Raw genomic sequence first — 18,600 nt, forward strand, 5'->3', positions numbered from 1 at the left:
ACGACGACCTGTCGGCCCCGCGCCCGCGGGGATGGTCCTCCGCAACGGCGCGAAAGTCCTCACCGAACCGGGTCGGCCCCGCGCCCGCGGGGATGGTCCCTACTTGGTGACCGCCGCCGCGCTGGCCGACGTGTCGGCCCCGCGCCCGCGGGGATGGTCCCCACCTCACGTGGGAGAACATCAGCCACCCCATGTCGGCCCCGCGCCCGCGGGGATGGTCCGACGCTGATCCGTGAGGCGATCCAGTCCCCGAAGTCGGCCCCGCGCCCGCGGGGATGGTCCGCAGCGGGCCGCCGCAGGACTCGATCCCAAAGAGTCGGCCCCGCGCCCGCGGGGATGGTCCCAGGAACGATCCACCGCCTTCACACGGCTGTTCGTCGGCCCCGCGCCCGCGGGGATGGTCCAGCGGCACTCGCACGATGATCCTGTCCGGCATGGTCGGCCCCGCGCCCGCGGGGATGGTCCGCCCGCGACATCGCCCTACGAGCCATCCAGGACGTCGGCCCCGCGCCCGCGGGGATGGTCCTGGCTCGCGGGTCAAGGTCACGCTACGGCGGACGTCGGCCCCGCGCCCGCGGGGATGGTCCGCGGACATGACGGAGACCTTCACGGTCATCATGGTCGGCCCCGCGCCCGCGGGGATGGTCCCCTTCGGCTGCTACACGGGGACCGAGCGGACCGGTCGGCCCCGCGCCCGCGGGGATGGTCCTTCCGGGGCCGCCCTTATCCAGGCAGCGCACCAGTCGGCCCCGCGCCCGCGGGGATGGTCCTTGCAAGAGCGACACGGCGTAGACCACATCCAGGTCGGCCCCGCGCCCGCGGGGATGGTCCTGGACGTCGTCGCTTCCACAGCTGCCGGGTGGGGTCGGCCCCGCGCCCACGGGGATGGTCCGGAACATGTCCCCGATCTGGGTGAGGTAGTAGGGTCGGCCCCGCGCCCGCGGGGATGGTCCGGTGTTCGGCCATCTCATGGCCGCACTCGGCCAGTCGGCCCCGCGCCCGCGGGGATGGTCCTTCGGGGGCGGGTCGGGCTCGACCAGGCGCTTGGTCGGCCCCGCGCCCGCGGGGATGGTCCTATTCAAACGTTGGCGAAGCGCGGCCTGAACAAGTCGGCCCCGCGCCCACGGGGATGGTCCGAAGATCCTCGCCTCGAGCGGCGCCGCGCTGCTGTCGGCCCCGCGCCCGCGGGGATGGTCCGGTGTTCGGCCATCTCATGGCCGCACTCGGCCAGTCGGCCCCGCGCCCGCGGGGATGGTCCTTCGGGGGCGGGTCGGGCTCGACCAGGCGCTTGGTCGGCCCCGCGCCCGCGGGGATGGTCCTATTCAAACGTTGGCGAAGTGTGGCCTGAACAAGTCGGCCCCGCGCCCACGGGGATGGTCCGAAGATCCTCGCCTCGAGCGGCGCCGCGCTGCTGTCGGCCCCGCGCCCGCGGGGATGGTCCGCGCCGGGAGTTGTTCAAGGCAGCGGGGGTGTGGTCGGCCCCGCGCCCGCGGGGATGGTCCGCGCGGTCAGCGGGCTTAGCCCAGCGGAGGTTCGTCGGCCCCGCGCCCGCGGGGATGGTCCGTAGCCCGACGCCGTCCCGGGGTGGGCTTTACCGTCGGCCCCGCGCCCGCGGGGATGGTCCCCTTGACGCTGATGACCCGCTGGACTTCTACGAGTCGGCCCCGCGCCCGCGGGGATGGTCCGAGGAGTCCGCCGCCACGCTGATGTGGCACGCTGTCGGCCCCGCGCCCGCGGGGATGGTCCTGACCCTCGGAGTTGACGCACACGTCTCCGTGCGTCGGCCCCGCGCCCGCGGGGATGGTCCCGCCATCCGGGGCGATCGGGCAACCTCGCGGAGGTCGGCCCCGCGCCCGCGGGGATGGTCCGACGAGCTGGACTACACACTGGACGGGGCGCAGGTCGGCCCCGCGCCCGCGGGGATGGTCCTCCAGCAGCGCATACCCGACCTGGACCGTCTCAGTCGGCCCCGCGCCTGCGGGGATGGTCCCGGCGTCTACGTGTTCGATTTCGCGCACGACTTGTCGGCCCCGCGCCTGCGGGGATGGTCCCGTCCACCGCTGTTCGTCCTGGCCCTCGGGGCGGTCGGCCCCGCGCCTGCGGGGATGGTCCACTGCTGTAGAGACCTCTCCCTGGCAGCATGAGGTCGGCCCCGCGCCTGCCGGGATGGTCCCCAGGACAGGGCCTCGCGGCTCGGGGCGACGTCGTCGGCCCCGCGCCTGCGGGGATAGTCCCGTGGTGCAGATCCACCAGGAGCAGGTGTCCGTGTCGGCCCCGCATCTGCGGGGATGGTCCGGTGTGGGTACTCACCGCGTACGGCTGGCTCATCGGCGAGCGGCTCGGTGTCCGGCACACGCAGATCGCCCAGGGCGGCGCCTGCCTGGTGGCGACCTCCGACGGATGCGTGGGCCGTGGAGCGAGGGCCCGGCGACCGTGTGCGCCCTGCGGGCCGTGGGCAGCGCCGCTGGCGGCTCGACTACCCGGCGCTCGGCGGCCCGGCCGAGCCGATCCGTGTGACGTAGAGGTCCCAGAACCGGTCCGGGTCCATCTCCAGCACGGTGCGGCCGTCCGTGTTCGAGACGATCTCGGGGCGGAGGAAGGCCGCCGCGGCCACGGCGTCCCAGACGAAGGCCCGATGTCCCGGATCACCGGCGAAGAGCGGTCCCCAAAGCTCCTTGAAGAGCTTCCTGACCGGGGTCTCCTGCCCCGCGACCACCCGCTCGTAGGTCTGCCTGTCCATGGTGAGCCGCTGCGCCGCCGCCAGCGTGACGACCAGCCGGCGCCTGAACGGAGCGGCGAAGGCGACCCGGGACGCCTCGGGGTCGAACCAGCGGTTGAACTCCTCGCCCTCCGTGTCGGCTCCCAGATAGACGACCTCCTTGACCAGGGGGACCATCTCCGGATGCTCCCGTACGGCGCGTGCCAGGTTGGTGGCCGGGCCGAGCGCGAAGACGGTCACCTCGCCGGGGTGGCGTCTCACCTGGTCGGCGATGAAGTCCGAGGCGCTGCCCGCCGCGGGCCGGGTCGTCGCGTAGCCGCCGTGCGGCTCGGTGGCCAGCGCGCGGTGGGACGCCGGTCGCGGCCGGTCCAGGGCCCCGTCGTAGTCGTCCCTCGGCGCCGGCACGTTGGTCTCGCCGGTCACCACGGGGATGCCGGTCCTGCCGATGAGCTCCAGCTGGCGCAGCGCGTACGCGGTGCCCTCCTCCGGCCAGGTGTTGCCGCCCACGGTCGTCACCCCGAGCACCTCCACCCCTTCGGCGGCGGCCAGCAGGAACATGGCCTGCGCGTCGTCGTTCAGCTCGCCCATGTCCGCGTCGATGATGACTTTCCCGGTGCCCGGGGGTCCCTCGAGCGGCACTCCCGGCGAGCACGACGCCGCGGCGCACACCATGGACAGCGCCACCAGCGAGACCAGTATTTTCCTTCTCATGCCTCACCTGTCGGGCGCGACACCGCATTCGGTTCGTTCCACGCCATGAACGGAGCCGTGAACCGCCGGAGCGACCGGATGCGACAGAGAGGCATGACACCGTTGAAAGGGCTCCCATGAGCGAGCACGAGAGCTGGACGGACGCTCGGCTGCTCGACGCCGTCGCCGGCGAGGACCGCCGTGCCCTTGAGGTCCTTTACGCCCGGCACGCACCCTGGCTCGTCATCCGGCTCACCCGCCGGTGCGCCGACCCGGCGCTGGTGGACGAGGCGGTCCAGGACACCTTCGTGGCCGTCTGGCGTACGGCGCGCACCTGGAAGGGCAAGGGAGAGGTCGCGGCCTGGATCTGGGGCATCGGCGTCCGCCGCCTGCTGGACCGGCTCCGCCGCCGCCCGGCGGTGCCACTGCCCGCCTACGAGCAGGTCATGGTCTCGGCCGAGGAACAGGTGCTGCTCGGCATCGAGTACGGCGAGCTCGGCCAGGCGATGGGCCGGCTCTCCCCGGAACTGCGCGCGGTGGTCCAGGCGACGGTGCTGGACGGGCTGACCACCCGGGAGGCCGGGCGGCTGCTCGGCATCCCGGCGGGAACCGTCAAAACCCGGATGATGCGCGCGAAGGCACTGTTGAGGGAGGAGCTGGCATGAGCACCTGGCACATGGACGACGGCCTGGCCGTCAGGTACGCCGACGGGGAGCTGAACCCGACACTGGCCGCGTCGGTCGAGGCCCACCTGCTGGCCTGCGATCAATGCCGGGGCCTGCTCGCGCCCCGGGTACCGCGCTCCCGGCTGGACCGGGTCTGGGCGGAGGTGGCCGACGCGGTGGACACACCCGTGCCGGGACCGTTCGAACGACTGCTGCGGGCGATCGGCGTCCACGACCACACGGCCCGGCTGCTGGGCGCCACCTACTCGCTGCGCCTGCCGTGGATCGCGGCCGGCACCGTGGCGCTCCTGTTCGCCGCGCTGGCCTCGGGGGAGACGACCCGGTGGGGGCTGCTCGTCTATCTCACGCTGGCCCCGATCCTGCCGGTCGCCGGAGTCGCCGTGGCCTTCGGCCGGGACGGAGATCCGACCCACGAGATCGGCCTGGCCGCGCCGTACTCGATGTTCCGGCTGATGCTGATGCGCGCCGCCGCGGTGCTGACGTCCTCGTCCGCACTGGCGCTGGTGATGGGCCTCGCCCTGCTGGGCGACGACTGGACCGTGGCCGCGTGGCTGCTGCCCTCGCTCGCGCTGACCTCGCTGACCCTCGTCCTTTCCCGCCGGTTCGACCCGCGCCACTGCGGGGCCGCCGTGGCGGTGACCTGGCTGGTCGTGGTCGTCGCCACGAACCTCCGCGAGCCGAGCCTGGCGATGTTCGGCGGCGCCGGCCAGGTGGGCTACCTGGCCATCACCTTCATATCCGTCGTCCTTCTCATCGTGCACCGCAGGGAGTTCTCATGATCGAGGCAGCGGGTCTGGTGAAGGCCTACGGCCGCAGCCGGGCCCTGGACGGGCTCACCTTCACCGCGGGGAAGGGGGTGACCGGTCTGCTGGGGCCGAACGGCGCGGGTAAGACCACGCTGATCAGGATGCTGGCGACCGTGCTCGCCCCGGACGAGGGCGGGCTGAGACTGCTCGGCCGGGACCCGGCCGGGGACCGGCTGGAGATCCGGCGGCGACTGGGATACCTGCCGCAGGAGCCGGGCTACCAGCGCGGATTCACGGTCTTCGAGTTCGTCGACTACGTGGCGATCCTGAAGGAGATGGTGGAGCGGCGGGCCCGGCACGACGAGGTGCGCCGGGTGATCGAGGAGGTCGGGCTGACCTCCGTGAGCGGGAAGCGGATCCGGACGCTGTCCGGCGGCATGCGGCGGCGGCTGGGCATCGCGCAGACGCTGCTCGGCGACCCCGAGCTGATCCTGCTGGACGAGCCGACCGCCGGCCTGGACCCCGAGCAGCGGCTCCGGTTCCGCGAGCTGATCTCGCGCATCGGGCAGGACCGGGCCGTCGTGCTCTCCACCCACCAGACCGAGGACGTCGCCGCCCTCTGCAACCGGGTGGTCGTGCTCAAGGCGGGACGGTGCGAGTTCGAGGGCACGCCCGAGGAGATCCGGGCGCTGGCCGAGGGCCTGGTCTGGTTCTCCTCGGAGAGGTCGGGAGTGCTCTCCTGGCGCACCGGCGACGGGCTGTTCCGCAACATCGGGCCCGCCCCGGAGGGTGCCCGCCTGGCCGAGCCGACCGTGGAGGACGGTTACCTGCTGCTGCTCGGCGGCACGGCCGCGGAGGCGGCGGCATGACGCTGCGCGACTCGGCCCGGCGCACAGTGGCCCGGCCGGCGACGACGCCGGTACCCCGTCACCACCTCAGCCGTGATGGTGAGCGGTGGCCGTTACCCGGAAACGCATCCGGCAGACGACGGCGTCGCTGCGCCGACGCAGCGCTCGGGCGAGGACCGCGCCGCGCTGGTTCTGCAGAACGCGCTGCCAGGCGTGTTCGGGCTCGATCTCGGCGATGAGGGCGAACACCTGCCTCTCGGGCACACTCTTGATGTACTCGATCAAGGGGGTGTCCAGCCGCCGGTGGGCGTCGAAGAGCTGCACCAGTTCGACGCCGGGGTGCCAGCGCTCCCAGTCCTCGACGAACCTTCGCGCCTCTGACTCGTCTTCCGGGTGGGTGATGTTGACCGCGACCACCCGGTCTCCCAAGGAGAGCGCGGCGGCGAGCGCCTCGCAGGTCAGGCGGGTGATCGTATGCACCGGCACCACCACGAGCGAGCGGCGCGGCCGCGGCGGGACGGGCGTCCTGCCCAGTTCCAGGCGCTCGCCGATGCGGGCGTAGGAGCGGTTGACCCATTGCATGGCCGCTACCACCAGCGGCATCGTGACCACGATCAGCCAGCCGCCCTCGGTGAACTTGGAGATCGTGACCACGATGGCGGCGACGAAGGTCAGCAGCGCGCCGAAGCCGTTGAGGGCCGCCCGCCACCGCCAGCCCGCGGGTCGGTCCCCAAGCCAGTGCCTGACCATACCGGCTTGGGAGATGGTGAAGCCGACGAACACGCCGATCGCGAACAGTGGCACCAGCAGGTTCATCTCACCCCGGGCCAGGATCAGCAGCAGGGCCGAGGTGATGGTCAAGAAGGCGATGCCATAGCGGTGCACGTGCCGATCGGCGCGCAGCGCGAACAGGTGCGGCAGGTTGTTGTCCCGGGCCAGCAGCTGGGTCAGGACCGGCAGGCCGCCGAAGGAGGTGTTGGCGGCCAGCGCGAGCAACACGACCGTGGAGAACTGCACCAGGTAGAACAGCGGGCCATCACCCAGTGACGCCTGGGTGACCTGCGAGAGCACGGTCACCCCCTCAGCGGGGGCGATCTCGAACTTCTCGATCAGGACGGCGATGCCGATCAGCATCACGGCCAGCAGGACGCCGAGCGCCATCTCCGCGCGCTGGGCCCGCTTGACCCGCGGCTTTTTGAAGGAGGGCACCGCGTTGGCGATCGCCTCGACGCCGGTGAGCGAGGCGCAGCCGTTGGCGAACGCCTTGAGCAGCAGCAGCACCCCGACCGTCTGCAGGGCGTGGGGCGTGTGCTCGGCGTAGACGGCGGGCTCGTTGCGGATCAGGCCGACCACGATCACCAGCGTGATGGCGCCGACGTAGAGGGCGGCCGGTGCGATGAAGGCGCGGGCGCTGTGCGTGATGCCCCGGAGGTTGATCATGGTGATCACGGCGAGCACGGCCAGGCACAGCCACACGGTGTACGGCAGGAGCTCGGGAAAGGCCGAGGTCAGCGCGGCGACCCCGGCGGCGACCGAGACCGCCACGTTCAGGACGTAGTCCACGATGAGCGAGGCGCCCGCGACCAGGCCGGCCTGGCGGCCCAGGTACGTCTTGGCCACACCGTAGGCGCCTCCGCCCTCGGGGAAGGCGGCGACGACCTGCCGGTAGGACAGGGTCAGCACGCCCAGCAGGGCCGCGATGGCCAGCGTGACCGGAAGGGTGAAACCGAGCCCCGCACCGCCGGCCAGGGCCAGTACCAAGACGATGGCCTCGGGACCGTAGGCCACCGAGGCCATCGCGTCCAGCGAGAGGGCCGCCAGGCCGCCGGTGACCGTCAGCCGGTGCCGGTCACCGGTATCTGGGGTATCAGAAGGCTCCTGGGGGCGAGCGGGGGTCAACAGCGCGGACATCACGTCACTCCTGTACGAGGGCTACACCTCATCGTCACCCCCAGCCCAGAGAACAATTGTCCGCCCATATACGTTTTTGACGCCTTTACGGTGAATAACTATGCGCATCCCACGGCGACGCGACGACAACGGCGACCGCGCGACCGGAAGGGATCACTACTCGAACCGGTGGCCATTCCACGCCGTGACCAGAGAGACCGGACGCACAGGGCCCTTCTCCGCTTGCGGCGCAGGTCGCGGAGCTCCTTGACGTACCTTTCCACGGTCGCCCTCGGCGGCTCCCGGCCGGGGAACCGCCGTGCCCGGCAACGACTCATCACGAGGAGATCCAGTGGGAAACAGGACGGTGAGCCCCATCCCGCCACCTCTGCCGGCGCCCGAAGTCGTGGGGAGTGCCGACATCCGGAAATGCGGCGCGGTGACGGCGTCAGAAAATCCCGCAAAGGCGTATGGATCGCGTCAAAGCCATAGTGACGGGCCCGGGTACCGGCTCACCATGGGACTGGAAAGAGCGGCGTCATACGGCGTCGCCGGGCCAGGATCCACCGCCTGCTGGAGGGTGTCGTGAACGAGGTCGCGGGATTGTGTTTGCTGGGCGTCGGCCTCGCCCTGTTCGTACTCGCGCGGCGCGTCAGGCTCGGGCCGGTGCGCGGCTGGGGCGGGCTGGCGGCCAGGATCGGCCTGGGGGACGCGCGATCATGGGAGATCACGCACGACGAGATCGAGCCGTGGATCGCGGCGGCAGGGGTCGCGGCAGGACTGGCCGGGCTGGCGTCACTGTCGATCGAGGAAGGCTCGGTGCTGGCCGCGGTGACGACGCTGGGCATGGGACTGTGCGGCGCGCTGCTGGTGGCCGCCGCCGTGACCGGACGCGCGCGACTACGGCGATCCGGTGCCTGAGAAGTCGTGGCCCGCCGCCTGCTACGCTCTGCGGAAATACGCTCTGCCGACGGAAGTGCGAGCAGGACGATCACCAGGATCGAGCCCAGAGTGGTCAAGATGAGCTTGGCGAGGCCCGCGGGGAGACGGGTCGCACCCTCAGGACGGAAAGCCGTACCTTCCGTGAAGGCGGACAAAGCTGGCCAGTGTGAGGACCTGCCGACGCTCAAGTCCGGTCACGGTGCGCTGGAACAGGACGACCTCCTCCCGCCCGCCCGGTCCGATGGGCTGTACCAGACGGCCGCCGAGCCGGAGCTGTTCGACCAGCGGCGGGGGCACCTCCGGGAACGCGGCCGACACGACGATGCCGTCGTACGGAGCGCGGTCCGGCACGCCGCCACCACCGTCTCCGACGAGCAGTTCGACATTGCCGATCCCCTGCCGGGCGAGGTTCCGGCGCGCCTGCCGGACCAGGTCCGCCCACAGGTCGACGGTCACGACATCGGCGGCCAGGCGAGCGAGCAGCGCGGTCTGGAAACCGAGGCCGGTGCCGATCTCAAGCACGTGTTCCGTCCCGCCGAGACCGAGACCTTCGATCATCCTTGCCGACAGCGAGGGCTGCGTGGTCACCAGCCCGTGCCCGATCAGGATGGGCTCGTCGTAGTAGGCGATCGCGATACAGTCCGCGGGAACGAATCCCGCTCGCGGCGTCGCGCGTACGGCCTCCAGCAGACGCTCGTCGCGGACGCCCATCGCCCGGACGGCCCGGATGAGATCTTCGGGAGAGGCGCCTGCGGTCATGTCCGGCCCCGCCTACATCCGCCGGAGCGCGAGCGCGCCGTCCGGCTCCAGGTCGACCCGTGATCCGAGGTCACGGCCGACCCGGTCGAGAACCGCCCGCAGCCATTCGGAGTCCTCGCCCGAGGCGTGCTGGAGGCGCATCCGGCAGGCCCGCATGGGCACCATCCGCAAACCGGCCGTCCTGCCCGACTCCGGCTCCACCGACACGAAGTACAGCAGCCGAAGATCGTCCCGGTACTCCTCATAGCCGGTGATGCCCTCGTAGTCGTCGACGAGGTCACCGCAGCCGTACAGAATGAGCTTGTCTCGGTAGACCTCGACGGGCCGGGGATGGTGCGAGGAGTGCCCGTGCACCACGTCGACACCGCCGTCGACCAGGCGGTGCGCGAAGCGCCGCTGATCTCGGGAAACGTGGTAGCCCCAGTTGGAGCCCCAATGGATGGAGACGACCGCGACGTCACCGGGGCGCTTCACCTGCCGCACCCGGCCGGCCACCTCGGCCGCGGCGGTCTCCGACAGCTCAGGGACGAAATCGACACCCCCGCGATCCGGGGCCGCCGCCCATTCCGGCGGAATGCCGCTGGACTCCGTCCCGCAGGAGAGGATCAGGACCCGCCCGCCACCCTCGACGGTGACGATCGCGGGTCGCCGCGCCTCGTCCGCCTCCCGGCCCGCCCCCACCGCTCGCAGTCCCGCGTCGGCCAGGGCGTCGAGCGTTTCCTCCAGGCCTCGTCGGCCGAAGTCCATGACGTGGTTGTTCGCCAGCACGCAGACGTCGGGCCGGGCGACCAGCAGACAGGGCAGGTTGGCTGGACTCATCCGGTAGTTCACGGCCTTCCCCACCTCGAAGTCATCGCTCCGGGTGACGCTCGTCTCCAGGTTCACCACCCGGACATCGGGCGCGACCTCCGCCAGCACCCCCAGGGCATCCCCCCACGGCCAGGAGAAGCCGACCGGCCGGGGAATTCGGCCGTTCACCGCCTCCGCGAGATCGATATATGTCCGAGCGTCACGGACATGGCTCTCCTGCAGCGTCGGGTCACCGGGGTACGGAAGGATCTGATCGACGCCGCGGCCGAGCATGACGTCCCCGCAGAGGAACAACGTCACCGGATCGGTGCGCATACCTCCATGCTAGGCGTGCCCCGGGCGCCCGGCACGGGGCACGCTGACGAGATGCGGACGGCGACGCCGGTCAGACCTCGGCCGGGATGTTCAGCAGGGCCGACAGGTCCGCCAGGGGCTCGGGGACGACGCGGTAGTAGACCCAGGAGGCGCGGCGTTCGGAGGTGAGCAGGCCGACCTCCTTGAGAACCTTGAGGTGGTGGCTGATCGTCGGCTGGGAGACCTCGAAGGCCGCGGTGATGTCGCAGACGCAGGCCTCGCCACCGGCGTGGCTGGCCACGATCGACAGGACGCGCAGCCTCACCGGATCGCCGAGTGCCTTGAAGACCCGCGCCACCCCCGCGGCCTGCTCGGCGTTCAGCGACTCTCGGGCCAGCGGCGGGCTGTACTCCAGAAGCTCCATCGGCTCCATCGCTCCCCCTCCCGACATAGACAGCTACCTATGTCAACTTTGGTCGATATTGATGTGTATCTATTAGTGCTCGTCGCGCGGGTCCACGAGCAGGGGCGGCAGGGCCTTGGAGTAACGCCCGCCGTCTGCCATCGAGGTTCTCCTTCGGTCACAGGCGTCACCATGTCCACGGCGGCCGGGAAGCGGTGGTGTCCCCTGCCCTCCGGCCGGAACGAAGCGGGTGGCGCGACACCGCCGCTCAGATGGAGGCCTCCAGCACCCGGACCAGATAGCGCCCCTCCTCCGTCACGGATCCGGCATGGCCGATCAGCTCGCGGAGCCCGTGGTCGTCGATGTAACCCATCCGGTAGGCCACCTCCTCCAGGCAGGCGATCTGCACGCCCTGCCGTTTCTCCAGCACCTGCACGAAGACCCCGGCCTCCAGCAGGCTGTCCGGCGTGCCGGTGTCCAGCCAGGCCGTACCCCGGCCCAGGTTGACCAGCCTGGCGCGGCCTTCGGCGAGGAAGCGCCGGTTGAGGTCGGTGATCTCCAGCTCGCCCCTCGCCGAAGGGGTCAGCTCCGCGGCATAGCGCAGCGCGACGTTGTCGTAGAGGTAGAGGCCGGTGACGGCGAGGTTGCTCCGGGGCCGGGCCGGTTTCTCCTCGATGTCGATCAGCCGGCCCTCCTCGCCGATGACCGCCACCCCGTACCGTTCGGGATCGGCGACCGGGTAGCCGAAGACCGTGCAGCCGTCGAGCTTGCCGACCTCGTCGCGGAGCACCGAGGGGAGTTCGTGACCGTAGAAGATGTTGTCGCCGAGGATGAGGGCCAGCCGGTCGTCGCCCACGAACTCCCCGCCGACCACCAGGGCGTCGGCCAGCCCGCGGGGCGCGGTCTGGACGGCATAGCTCAGGCGCAGGCCCAGCCGGGAGCCGTCGCCGAGCAGCGTCCGAAAGCCCGGCAGATGCTCGGGGGTGCTGATCAGCAGGATCTCCCGGATTCCGGCCAGCATCAGCACCGAGAGCGGGTAGTAGACCATCGGCTTGTTGTAGACCGGCAGCAGGTGCTTGGAGGTGATCGTGGTCAGCGGCCGGAGCCGGGTGCCCGAGCCCCCGGCCAGCACGATGCCCTTCATGTGCGGACCGCCGGGTCCGTGGCATGGGCTCGGCCGCCCCGGCACCGGCGCGCGGTAACGGTCTCCGGCACGATCTCCGGCGCGGCCGCCGAGACACCGCGCGTGAGCGCGCACACCTGACGGGAGCCGATGAGACCGGCCCCGCCGGTCACCAGGATGCGCATTCGCCGCCCCTTTCCCCCAGTGCCGCGTTCGGTCAGTTGGACGTGCGCATGCGCTTGCGGAACACCACGAGCGAGATGCCCAGCAGGAGCACCGCCATCCCGAGCAGTACGGCCACCTCGACCAGGACCGAGCCCAGCCCCTTGCCCGGTTTGGTCAGCGTGATCAGCGCGTCCATCCCCCAGCCGTGCGGGACCAGGTAGCCGATCATGTTCATGGTCTCGCCCGCGACCTCTCGCGGCCACAGGCAGCCGCCCAGCATGCCGAGCACGATGCCCAGCGGAGGCCCGATCGCGGGGGCCTGGGAGGGCGACCGCACCAGACTGCCGACCAGCACCGCGGCGCCGGTGGACACCAGGCAGAACGAGCCGACGACCGCGGCGACGCCCAGCGGGTCTCCCCATGACACGTCGAACATCAGCGTGCTCACCACCATGATCAGGCAGGCCTGCACGATGGCGATGATGAGCCTGCTCAGCACCTCTCCGAGCAGCACCGAGCGCTCCCGCACCGGCCCGGCGAGGGAACGGCGGATCATGCCCAGCCTGCGGCTCTCGGCCAGGGCCGCGGCGACCGCCATGGAGTTGACGAAGGTGAACAGCAGCACGTTGGCGGGTGCGGTGTAGGCGAATCCGCGGGGCGTGGAGCTCTCCGCGGCGCCACTGGTGCTCACCGCCACCTGGGCCGACTCGGCCTGGGCCTTGCGTACCAGAGCCTCGGCCTCGGCCGGGGGCGCGCCCGCCGCCTCGGCCGCCCGCACGGCTTCGAGCACCGCGGCCACCTTGCCGACCGCGACATCGATCATGCCTCGTGCCGCCATGCCGCTGCCGTTGGTCTGGGTCATGACCAGTTCCAGGTCGGTGGACCCGGGCGGGATCAGCAGGCCGGCGGCGAGGGCGCCGGTCCGCACGCCGGACCGCACCTGCTCCTCGGCGTCCATCCGCTCGATCGCGAGGTCGGGGTTGGTCTCCAGCTGGCGCAGTACGGCCGTCGCGACCGGGTCGGAGTCCTGCGCGACCACCCCGATCGGTATCCGATCCTGTCCGGACGCGCTTCCGCCCAGGGCCATCCCGACGAAGAGGATGGTCACGAACGGCATGACCACCATGAAGAACAGGCCCACCTTGTCACGGGAGTGACGGCGCAGGTTGGCCGCCACCAGGGCTCTGACCGGGCTCGGGCTCATCCGAGTAGTCCTCTCCGGAAGCCGAAGGCGGCGACGCCGCCGGCCACGAGTGCCATCCCGCAGAGTGCGGCGATCGGGCCGGCGACCGTCGCCAGGCCCCCGCCGCCACCGGCGAGCTCGGTCAGTCCCGTCGACGTCCAGCCGTTCGGGGTGAACAGCGCCACCTTCTGCAGGAAGTCCGGCAGGTTGTACATCGGCACCAGGCTGCCGCCCAGGAACGCGAAGACGAAGGAGACGCCCATGATCAGCCCGTCGGCCTGGGAGTCGGTCTTCGCCCTGCTGGCCACCAGCATGGTGATCGCGGCGGCGGCCAGCACGTGCGCGGTCCAGAGCGCGAACACCGCGAGCGGATCACCCCAGGTGGACCCGAACAGCAGCACCGAGGAGGCCCAGACGGCGCAGACGCTGACCAGTGCCAGCAGGAAGCCGACCACCCCCTTGCCCACGATCGGGATCCACGGCCGGATGGGCGCGGCACGCATCCGGTTGAGCGTGCCGAGGTTGCGCTCGGTGAGCAGGCTCCTGACCGAGGTGCCCACCACGAAGAAGGCGAAGAGCGCGGCCATGCCGGAGCCGTAGTAGACCGACAGGTCGACCTTTCCGCCCGCCATGGGGTCGCTCTCCAGGGTCAGCGCCGGGCCGCTCGCGCCGTTGCGCTCGACGAACTCCTTGACCTTGTCCGCGGAGACGCCGGCGTCCAGGGACGCCTTGACCGCGAGGGTGCGGGCGTCCACCAGGGCGGAGATCCGGTCGACGATGCTGCTCGCGACCACTCCGGCCAGCGGCGTCTCCGGGGAGGTGAGCACGGTGACCTTCCCCCCGCGTCCGGCGCCGACGTCCTGGCTGAACCCCGAGGGGAACACGATCGCCGCGCCGATGTCCCCGTCGTCGAGGGTCTGTTGCGCGTCCTTCTCCGTCGTGAAGTCGCGCAGGGTCAGCATGCCGTCGAGTTCCTTGGCCGACAGCACCTCCCGGCGCACGCTGGAGGGGAACTCCCCGCCGTCGAGATCGACGAAGCCCACGGTGGCGCGCAGGGGCGGATCGTCCCCGCCGAGGGCGAACCCGAACAGCGAGGCCAGCAGGATGGGGGCGAGCAGGGCAGTCAGCACCGCGGTACCGTCCATGAACCTGGCGCGCAGTTCGAGACGGCTCACCACGAAAAGAGCTCTCAGCATCGTCAGTCCCGCAGCTTGTTGCCGGTGAGGTGCAGGAACGCGGCCTCAAGGTCGGGTTCGATGACCTCGACGGCCGTCACGACGGCGATGCCCCGCACCGCGGCGATGAGGGTGGGCAACAGGTGACTTCCCTCGTTGACGATCAGCCGGATGGACGAGGTACCCGCCCGTACCGCCTCGGTGACCCCCTCCACCGCGCGCAGCTTGTCGGTCGCGATATCCAGGTCGCCGTCGAGGACGAGCTCGACCCGGTCCGCGCTACCGAGGGTGGAGACGAGTTCCTTGCGGGTGCCCTCGGCGACGACCTTGCCGTGGTCGATGATCCCGATGCGCTTGCAGACCCGCTCGACCTCCTCCATGTAGTGCGAGGTGTACAGCAGGCTCATGCCGTCGGCCACCAGTTGCTCGACCCCGTCCAGGATGGCCTTGCGGCTCTGCGGGTCCACCCCGACCGTCGGCTCGTCCAGGATGAGCACCTCCGGCCGGTGCAGCAGGGCCGCGCCGATGTTGATCCGGCGCTTCATCCCGCCCGAGTAGGTGTCGATCTTTCCGTCCGCCCGGTCCGACAGGCCGACGAAGTCGAGCACCTCGTCGATCCGCTTCGCCAGCTCCCGCCGGGGCAGCCCGTAGAGCCTGCCGAAGAAGCGCAGGTTCTCCCGGCCGGTCAGGTCGGGGTAGAGCGCGATCTCCTGCGGGACGTAACCGATCTTCGCCTTCGCCGCGAGCGGATCGGTCGCGACATCGTGGCCACAGACCTGTACGCTCCCCGCGTCCGGCCGTAGCAGGCCCACCAGCATGGAGATCGCGGTGCTCTTGCCCGCCCCGTTGGGACCGAGCAGGCCGTAGGCCTCCCCCTTCTCGATGAAGAAGCCGACGTCCTGTACGGCGAGGATGTCGCCGTACCTCTTGCTCAGCCCCGTACAGCTCAGGGTGGCCGTCATCGGCTTTCCTCGGCGGCGCAGCCCTCGATCACGTCGGGCGCGGTGGCGTTCGCCACGTTGTTGGCGAAACCCTGCCGGGTGAAGTCGGCGTCGACCTGAACGTCGAGCGGGGTGTTGCCGGTGATCCGGTTCCAGGAGATGTGGTTGTCCAGGGACTCGTCGCCTCCCCAGTCCTTGGACGATCCCAGCACGAACGCCCCGCCCATGACCGAGGGGCCGCTCGGGTGGTTGTCGTGGATCCGGTTTCCCACCACGGTGACGCGGTGGGCACCGATCAGTGCGAGGCCCACCCCGGAGATCGGCGGGCCCGCCTCGCCGAGGCCGTTCGGGTTGCCCTCCCCGCTGAGCAGCCCGTTGCCGCGGAGCTCGTTCTCCGCCACCAGGCAGTCGTTCACCCCGCCCGGCAGCTCGCCCTCGTAGGTCTGGTTGAGCAGGAGCAGCCCGGCGGAGTTGCCGTGGCAGGTGTTGCGCAGCATCCGCGCCTTCGAGGAGTTGTCGACGAAGATCCCGAAGGCGTTGGCGGAGGTCTCGTTCTCCGCGACCAGCGCGTTCGCCTCGGGGCAGAAGCTCAGCGCGATGCCCGCGTACTGGCTCCCCGAGGCCCGGCAGCGCAGCACCTCGACGCCGCTGGACTCGCGGACGTAGATGCCCCAGAAGTCGTTGTCCCGCGCCTCGACGTCCTCGACGACGATCCCCTGGACCGTGTGCGCGTAGACGCCGGAGCCGGAGAAGCCGCTCACCGCCAGCCCGCGTACGGTGACGTCGCGGATACCGTCACCGTGCACGCTGATGCCGCTGACCACGTCCTCCGACGCGTCGTGCAGCTGCGGGATGCCCACCTCCGCCGCCGCGCCGGGAACCAGCCTGGTCAGCTCCGGTCCCTCACCGACCAGGGTGACCCCGCTGTGCCTGATCCACAGGCTCTCGGCGTAGGTCCCCTCGGTCAGGCGGATGGTCGCTCCCGGCCCCGCCTCGTCGAGCGCTCGCTGGATCGACTCTCCGGGTTTGACGAAGGTCTCCCCCTCCGCCTGGACAAGCGACATCACAGTGCTCCCTTGGAATCGACGGTCACTATCGCCAGCGCGACGAGCAGTCCCGCGCTCAGGCCCCACCGGGCCGCGCCGGCCACCGGGGCGTCATTCTCCTGCGGCGCCAGCCGGGCCAGGGCGGCGCGGCGGCTGGCGCCCCTGATGGTGTACGACGCGCCCGTGGTCAGTGTCAGCTCGGTGGACGCGCCCAGGGCCGACGCCGCCTCGGCCAGCAGCGGGGTGGCCCACCCCTGCTCCTCGCCCCGCTCCTCGAAGTCGTGCCAGTCGAATCCGGCCGGCCGGCCGCCCACCGCCTTGATGAAGCTCTCCTTGACCGCGAACGAGGCGGCGTCCGCGAGAGGCGAGCCGGCGTGCAGTTCCCGCTCGGCGGGCGTGGTGACCCGCCTGCCGTAGGCGGCGCCGCCGTCGGAGACGGTCCTGGCGATCCGGTCCGTCTCCACGATGTCCACGCCCACCAGGACCGCCGAGCGGGTCACGCGGACACCCCGGCCGTCCCGGCCGCCTCGACGAAGGGTGCCAGGAACCGGTCGAGACAGGCCGAGTACTCGTCGGCGCGCTCGATCATCGGGATGTGCCCGCACTCCCTGACCAGGACCATCTCGTACTGCGGGTAGCCGGCCAGGGCCTTCACCCAGGCGTCGACCGGGGTCATCCGGTCGTACTCCCCCCACACGTACATCGAAGGGCAGGTCACTTTGTCCATGGCCGGCAGCACCTTGTAGACGCGGGTGGCCTTGATGCTGCGGGCCATGCTCACCATCGCGGGCGGGTGCCGCAGCAGGGTGGCGGTCGCCTCCAGCTGCTCCTCGGTGAAGAGCGGCTCGCCGTGGAACAGGGCGCTCAGCATGCGGTCGCGGAACTCCTCGCCCGCGGGCTGCACGCTCGCCCTGCGGTCGAAGCTCAGGCCGACGTCGGGGTCGGGGGTCAGGCCGGGGGCCCCGCTCACCACGATGCCGCGTACCCGCTCGGGAAAGCGGCCCGCCAGGTCGATCGCGACCAGGCCGCCGAGGGAGTTGGCGCAGATGATGATGTCCTTGACCCCCGCGGCGTCACAGACCTCAAGCAGCACGTCGCCGAGTCGTTCGATCGAACCGACGATCTTGCTGTCGAGCGCGCAGATGGGCTCGTTGGTGCGGAGCACCGGCCAGCCGGCGTTCTCCAGCCGCCGGTAGGGATGATCCCAGATCCAGCCTCCGGCGAACAGGGCGGACATGAACACCACGGTTGGCCGGTCACTGCCGTCAAGCCGGTGCTCGGCGGTGAAGGGGGACCAGGGGGAGGGGGTGGGCAAGATCGCACTCCAGTCACAATAGGGATTCGCGCTCGGGAATCCAGCCACAACCGCAGGCCGCGCCCTCGTCCGTGGAGAAGACGGTCTCGCAGTCGAGACAGCGAGCGTATTCGCGGACCGTGGCCGGCAGCCAGATGCTGGTGAGTGCCCGGGTGCACAGTCCGCCCTTGAAGAAGCGCCGCATCGCCCGCTGGTGGGGCCGGCCGTGTACGGCGCGGACGGACTCCGGGCGGTCGAAGGCGCTCAGGGTGAACTTGCGCCTGCCGATGTCGAAGGTCGAGGCGCCGAGGAATCCCTTCGAGGCGCGCAGCGCCTTGACGACCTCCACGCTGAGCAGGTCGACCTCGGCCGCCTGCGCGCCGTCGTCGACCTCCAGCCAGGTCAGCGCCAGGGCGCCGGGACGCGCGGTACGTCCCAGGGTGGTCCGCGTGCTCACCCCGAACTCCCGCTCCTCGTCGGCCTCGGGCACGAACCTCGCCTCGAATCCCAGCGCGGCGGCGACGGCCAGCCGGTCGAAGCACCGCTGGACGCGCACCGTCTCACCGTCCCTGACCAGCAGGTCGGTCCCGGTGACGCGGACGGGCCTGCCGACGGCGGGCATGGCCAGGTAGGGGGCGCGGTGGTCGGCCTCCAGCGTCCAGGAGAGCACGGCGAACTCCTCGGTGACGGCCAGGTGCTCGACGTGCAGGCGCAGGTTGCCGAACCGGGCCAGCACCTCGCCCGCGTGGGCGGCCAGCGCGTCCCCGCTCAGCGGGCCCGCCGTGTCCGGATCGTCGAAGGCGTCCACCGACGCGGCCACGGCCTCGGCGTCCCCGCTCTGCCAGGCCTTCAGGTGGCTTTCCGCGATCTGTCGCATGTCCATGTC

General features: G+C 71.1%; 18 protein-coding genes and 1 CRISPR repeat array. Of the genes, 4 read left to right on the forward strand and 14 right to left on the reverse strand.

The window, feature by feature from the left end:
• Nucleotides 1–10: 10 nt before the first annotated feature.
• Nucleotides 11–2,295: a CRISPR direct-repeat array (repeat unit 28 nt; unit sequence GTCGGCCCCGCGCCCGCGGGGATGGTCC).
• A gap of 181 nt (nt 2,296–2,476) precedes the next feature.
• Entirely contained in the window at nt 2,477–3,430 is a 954-nt protein-coding gene (locus tag ABT061_RS11220; RefSeq protein WP_350915222.1) for a nucleoside hydrolase, read from the reverse strand.
• A 116-nt stretch (nt 3,431–3,546) separates the two neighbouring features.
• Between ABT061_RS11220 and ABT061_RS11225 the strand changes: the two genes are divergently transcribed.
• The 3 genes from ABT061_RS11225 to ABT061_RS11235 are packed head-to-tail and all read left to right on the forward strand — an operon-like array spanning nt 3,547 to nt 5,710.
• Nucleotides 3,547–4,074: an RNA polymerase sigma factor gene (locus ABT061_RS11225; protein WP_350915224.1), complete on the forward strand. Its 528-nt coding sequence runs from the start codon at nt 3,547–3,549 to the stop codon at nt 4,072–4,074.
• Entirely contained in the window at nt 4,071–4,874 is an 804-nt protein-coding gene (locus ABT061_RS11230) for a zf-HC2 domain-containing protein (protein WP_350915226.1), read from the forward strand. The genes ABT061_RS11225 and ABT061_RS11230 overlap by 4 nt, the downstream gene beginning before the upstream one ends.
• Entirely contained in the window at nt 4,871–5,710 is an 840-nt protein-coding gene (locus ABT061_RS11235) for an ABC transporter ATP-binding protein (RefSeq protein ID WP_350915228.1), read from the forward strand. Before ABT061_RS11230 ends, ABT061_RS11235 begins: the two co-directional genes overlap by 4 nt.
• Before the next feature lie 66 nt (nt 5,711–5,776).
• On the opposite strand, the gene ABT061_RS11240 is transcribed toward ABT061_RS11235, so the two are convergent.
• The gene (locus ABT061_RS11240) at nt 5,777–7,600 is read right to left on the reverse strand and encodes an APC family permease (RefSeq protein WP_350915230.1); all 1,824 of its coding nucleotides are present in this window, start codon (nt 7,598–7,600) and stop codon (nt 5,777–5,779) included.
• Nucleotides 7,601–8,164: 564 nt separating this feature from the next.
• On the opposite strand from ABT061_RS11240, the gene ABT061_RS11245 reads away from it, so the two are divergent.
• Nucleotides 8,165–8,500 (forward strand): hypothetical protein, encoded by a 336-nt coding sequence (locus ABT061_RS11245; RefSeq protein ID WP_350915232.1) that lies wholly within the window; start codon nt 8,165–8,167, stop codon nt 8,498–8,500.
• Nucleotides 8,501–8,638: 138 nt separating this feature from the next.
• On the opposite strand, the gene ABT061_RS11250 is transcribed toward ABT061_RS11245, so the two are convergent.
• The 12 genes from ABT061_RS11250 to ABT061_RS11305 all read right to left on the reverse strand — a co-directional run bounded on the left by ABT061_RS11250 (nt 8,639) and on the right by ABT061_RS11305 (nt 18,597).
• Nucleotides 8,639–9,280, reverse strand: a complete 642-nt coding sequence (locus tag ABT061_RS11250) for a protein-L-isoaspartate O-methyltransferase family protein (protein WP_350915234.1) — start codon at nt 9,278–9,280, stop codon at nt 8,639–8,641.
• Between the two features lie 12 nt (nt 9,281–9,292).
• Nucleotides 9,293–10,405 carry a CapA family protein gene (locus ABT061_RS11255; RefSeq protein WP_350915236.1) on the reverse strand — a complete coding sequence of 371 codons (1,113 nt, stop codon included), beginning with the start codon at nt 10,403–10,405 and terminating at the stop codon, nt 9,293–9,295.
• Between the two features lie 70 nt (nt 10,406–10,475).
• Complete coding sequence (locus ABT061_RS11260; protein ID WP_350915238.1) at nt 10,476–10,817, reverse strand: ArsR/SmtB family transcription factor; 342 nt, start codon at nt 10,815–10,817, stop codon at nt 10,476–10,478.
• 238 nt (nt 10,818–11,055) lie between these two features.
• A complete protein-coding gene (gene rfbA, locus ABT061_RS11265) occupies nt 11,056–11,931 on the reverse strand; it encodes a glucose-1-phosphate thymidylyltransferase RfbA (protein WP_350915240.1) in 876 nt (291 codons plus the stop codon).
• Nucleotides 11,928–12,095 (reverse strand): hypothetical protein, encoded by a 168-nt coding sequence (locus ABT061_RS11270; protein ID WP_350915242.1) that lies wholly within the window; start codon nt 12,093–12,095, stop codon nt 11,928–11,930. The genes rfbA and ABT061_RS11270 overlap by 4 nt, the downstream gene beginning before the upstream one ends.
• 32 nt (nt 12,096–12,127) lie before the next feature.
• Complete coding sequence (locus ABT061_RS11275) at nt 12,128–13,279, reverse strand: ABC transporter permease (protein ID WP_350915244.1); 1,152 nt, start codon at nt 13,277–13,279, stop codon at nt 12,128–12,130.
• Nucleotides 13,276–14,454 (reverse strand): ABC transporter permease, encoded by a 1,179-nt coding sequence (locus ABT061_RS11280; RefSeq protein ID WP_350915246.1) that lies wholly within the window; start codon nt 14,452–14,454, stop codon nt 13,276–13,278. Before ABT061_RS11280 ends, ABT061_RS11275 begins: the two co-directional genes overlap by 4 nt.
• A gap of 2 nt (nt 14,455–14,456) precedes the next feature.
• Nucleotides 14,457–15,395 carry an ABC transporter ATP-binding protein gene (locus ABT061_RS11285; protein WP_350915248.1) on the reverse strand — a complete coding sequence of 313 codons (939 nt, stop codon included), beginning with the start codon at nt 15,393–15,395 and terminating at the stop codon, nt 14,457–14,459.
• Nucleotides 15,392–16,438 carry a right-handed parallel beta-helix repeat-containing protein gene (locus ABT061_RS11290; RefSeq protein WP_350915250.1) on the reverse strand — a complete coding sequence of 349 codons (1,047 nt, stop codon included), beginning with the start codon at nt 16,436–16,438 and terminating at the stop codon, nt 15,392–15,394. Before ABT061_RS11290 ends, ABT061_RS11285 begins: the two co-directional genes overlap by 4 nt.
• A complete protein-coding gene (locus tag ABT061_RS11295; RefSeq protein ID WP_350915252.1) occupies nt 16,438–16,920 on the reverse strand; it encodes a 4'-phosphopantetheinyl transferase superfamily protein in 483 nt (160 codons plus the stop codon). The genes ABT061_RS11290 and ABT061_RS11295 overlap by 1 nt, the downstream gene beginning before the upstream one ends.
• Nucleotides 16,917–17,735, reverse strand: a complete 819-nt coding sequence (locus ABT061_RS11300) for an alpha/beta fold hydrolase (protein ID WP_350915254.1) — start codon at nt 17,733–17,735, stop codon at nt 16,917–16,919. The genes ABT061_RS11295 and ABT061_RS11300 overlap by 4 nt, the downstream gene beginning before the upstream one ends.
• A gap of 13 nt (nt 17,736–17,748) precedes the next feature.
• Nucleotides 17,749–18,597 carry an ester cyclase gene (locus tag ABT061_RS11305; RefSeq protein ID WP_350915256.1) on the reverse strand — a complete coding sequence of 283 codons (849 nt, stop codon included), beginning with the start codon at nt 18,595–18,597 and terminating at the stop codon, nt 17,749–17,751.
• Nucleotides 18,598–18,600: the final 3 nt, after the last annotated feature.

The organism is Streptosporangium sp. NPDC002544 (assembly GCF_040295965.1).
In the GTDB taxonomy this organism is placed as follows: domain Bacteria; phylum Actinomycetota; class Actinomycetes; order Streptosporangiales; family Streptosporangiaceae; genus Streptosporangium.

What these genes read in the sequence shown, in the direction of transcription:
- ABT061_RS11220 (WP_350915222.1), bottom strand. Translation starts at nt 3,430, where the DNA reads ATGAGAAGGAAAATACTGGTCTCGCTGGTGGCGCTGTCCATGGTGTGC.
- ABT061_RS11225 (WP_350915224.1), top strand. Translation starts at nt 3,547, where the DNA reads ATGAGCGAGCACGAGAGCTGGACGGACGCTCGGCTGCTCGACGCCGTC.
- ABT061_RS11230 (WP_350915226.1), top strand. Translation starts at nt 4,071, where the DNA reads ATGAGCACCTGGCACATGGACGACGGCCTGGCCGTCAGGTACGCCGAC.
- ABT061_RS11235 (WP_350915228.1), top strand. Translation starts at nt 4,871, where the DNA reads ATGATCGAGGCAGCGGGTCTGGTGAAGGCCTACGGCCGCAGCCGGGCC.
- ABT061_RS11240 (WP_350915230.1), bottom strand. Translation starts at nt 7,600, where the DNA reads ATGTCCGCGCTGTTGACCCCCGCTCGCCCCCAGGAGCCTTCTGATACC.
- ABT061_RS11250 (WP_350915234.1), bottom strand. Translation starts at nt 9,280, where the DNA reads ATGACCGCAGGCGCCTCTCCCGAAGATCTCATCCGGGCCGTCCGGGCG.
- ABT061_RS11255 (WP_350915236.1), bottom strand. Translation starts at nt 10,405, where the DNA reads ATGCGCACCGATCCGGTGACGTTGTTCCTCTGCGGGGACGTCATGCTC.
- ABT061_RS11260 (WP_350915238.1), bottom strand. Translation starts at nt 10,817, where the DNA reads ATGGAGCCGATGGAGCTTCTGGAGTACAGCCCGCCGCTGGCCCGAGAG.
- rfbA (WP_350915240.1), bottom strand. Translation starts at nt 11,931, where the DNA reads ATGAAGGGCATCGTGCTGGCCGGGGGCTCGGGCACCCGGCTCCGGCCG.
- ABT061_RS11270 (WP_350915242.1), bottom strand. Translation starts at nt 12,095, where the DNA reads ATGCGCATCCTGGTGACCGGCGGGGCCGGTCTCATCGGCTCCCGTCAG.
- ABT061_RS11275 (WP_350915244.1), bottom strand. Translation starts at nt 13,279, where the DNA reads ATGAGCCCGAGCCCGGTCAGAGCCCTGGTGGCGGCCAACCTGCGCCGT.
- ABT061_RS11280 (WP_350915246.1), bottom strand. Translation starts at nt 14,454, where the DNA reads ATGCTGAGAGCTCTTTTCGTGGTGAGCCGTCTCGAACTGCGCGCCAGG.
- ABT061_RS11285 (WP_350915248.1), bottom strand. Translation starts at nt 15,395, where the DNA reads ATGACGGCCACCCTGAGCTGTACGGGGCTGAGCAAGAGGTACGGCGAC.
- ABT061_RS11290 (WP_350915250.1), bottom strand. Translation starts at nt 16,438, where the DNA reads ATGTCGCTTGTCCAGGCGGAGGGGGAGACCTTCGTCAAACCCGGAGAG.
- ABT061_RS11305 (WP_350915256.1), bottom strand. Translation starts at nt 18,597, where the DNA reads ATGGACATGCGACAGATCGCGGAAAGCCACCTGAAGGCCTGGCAGAGC.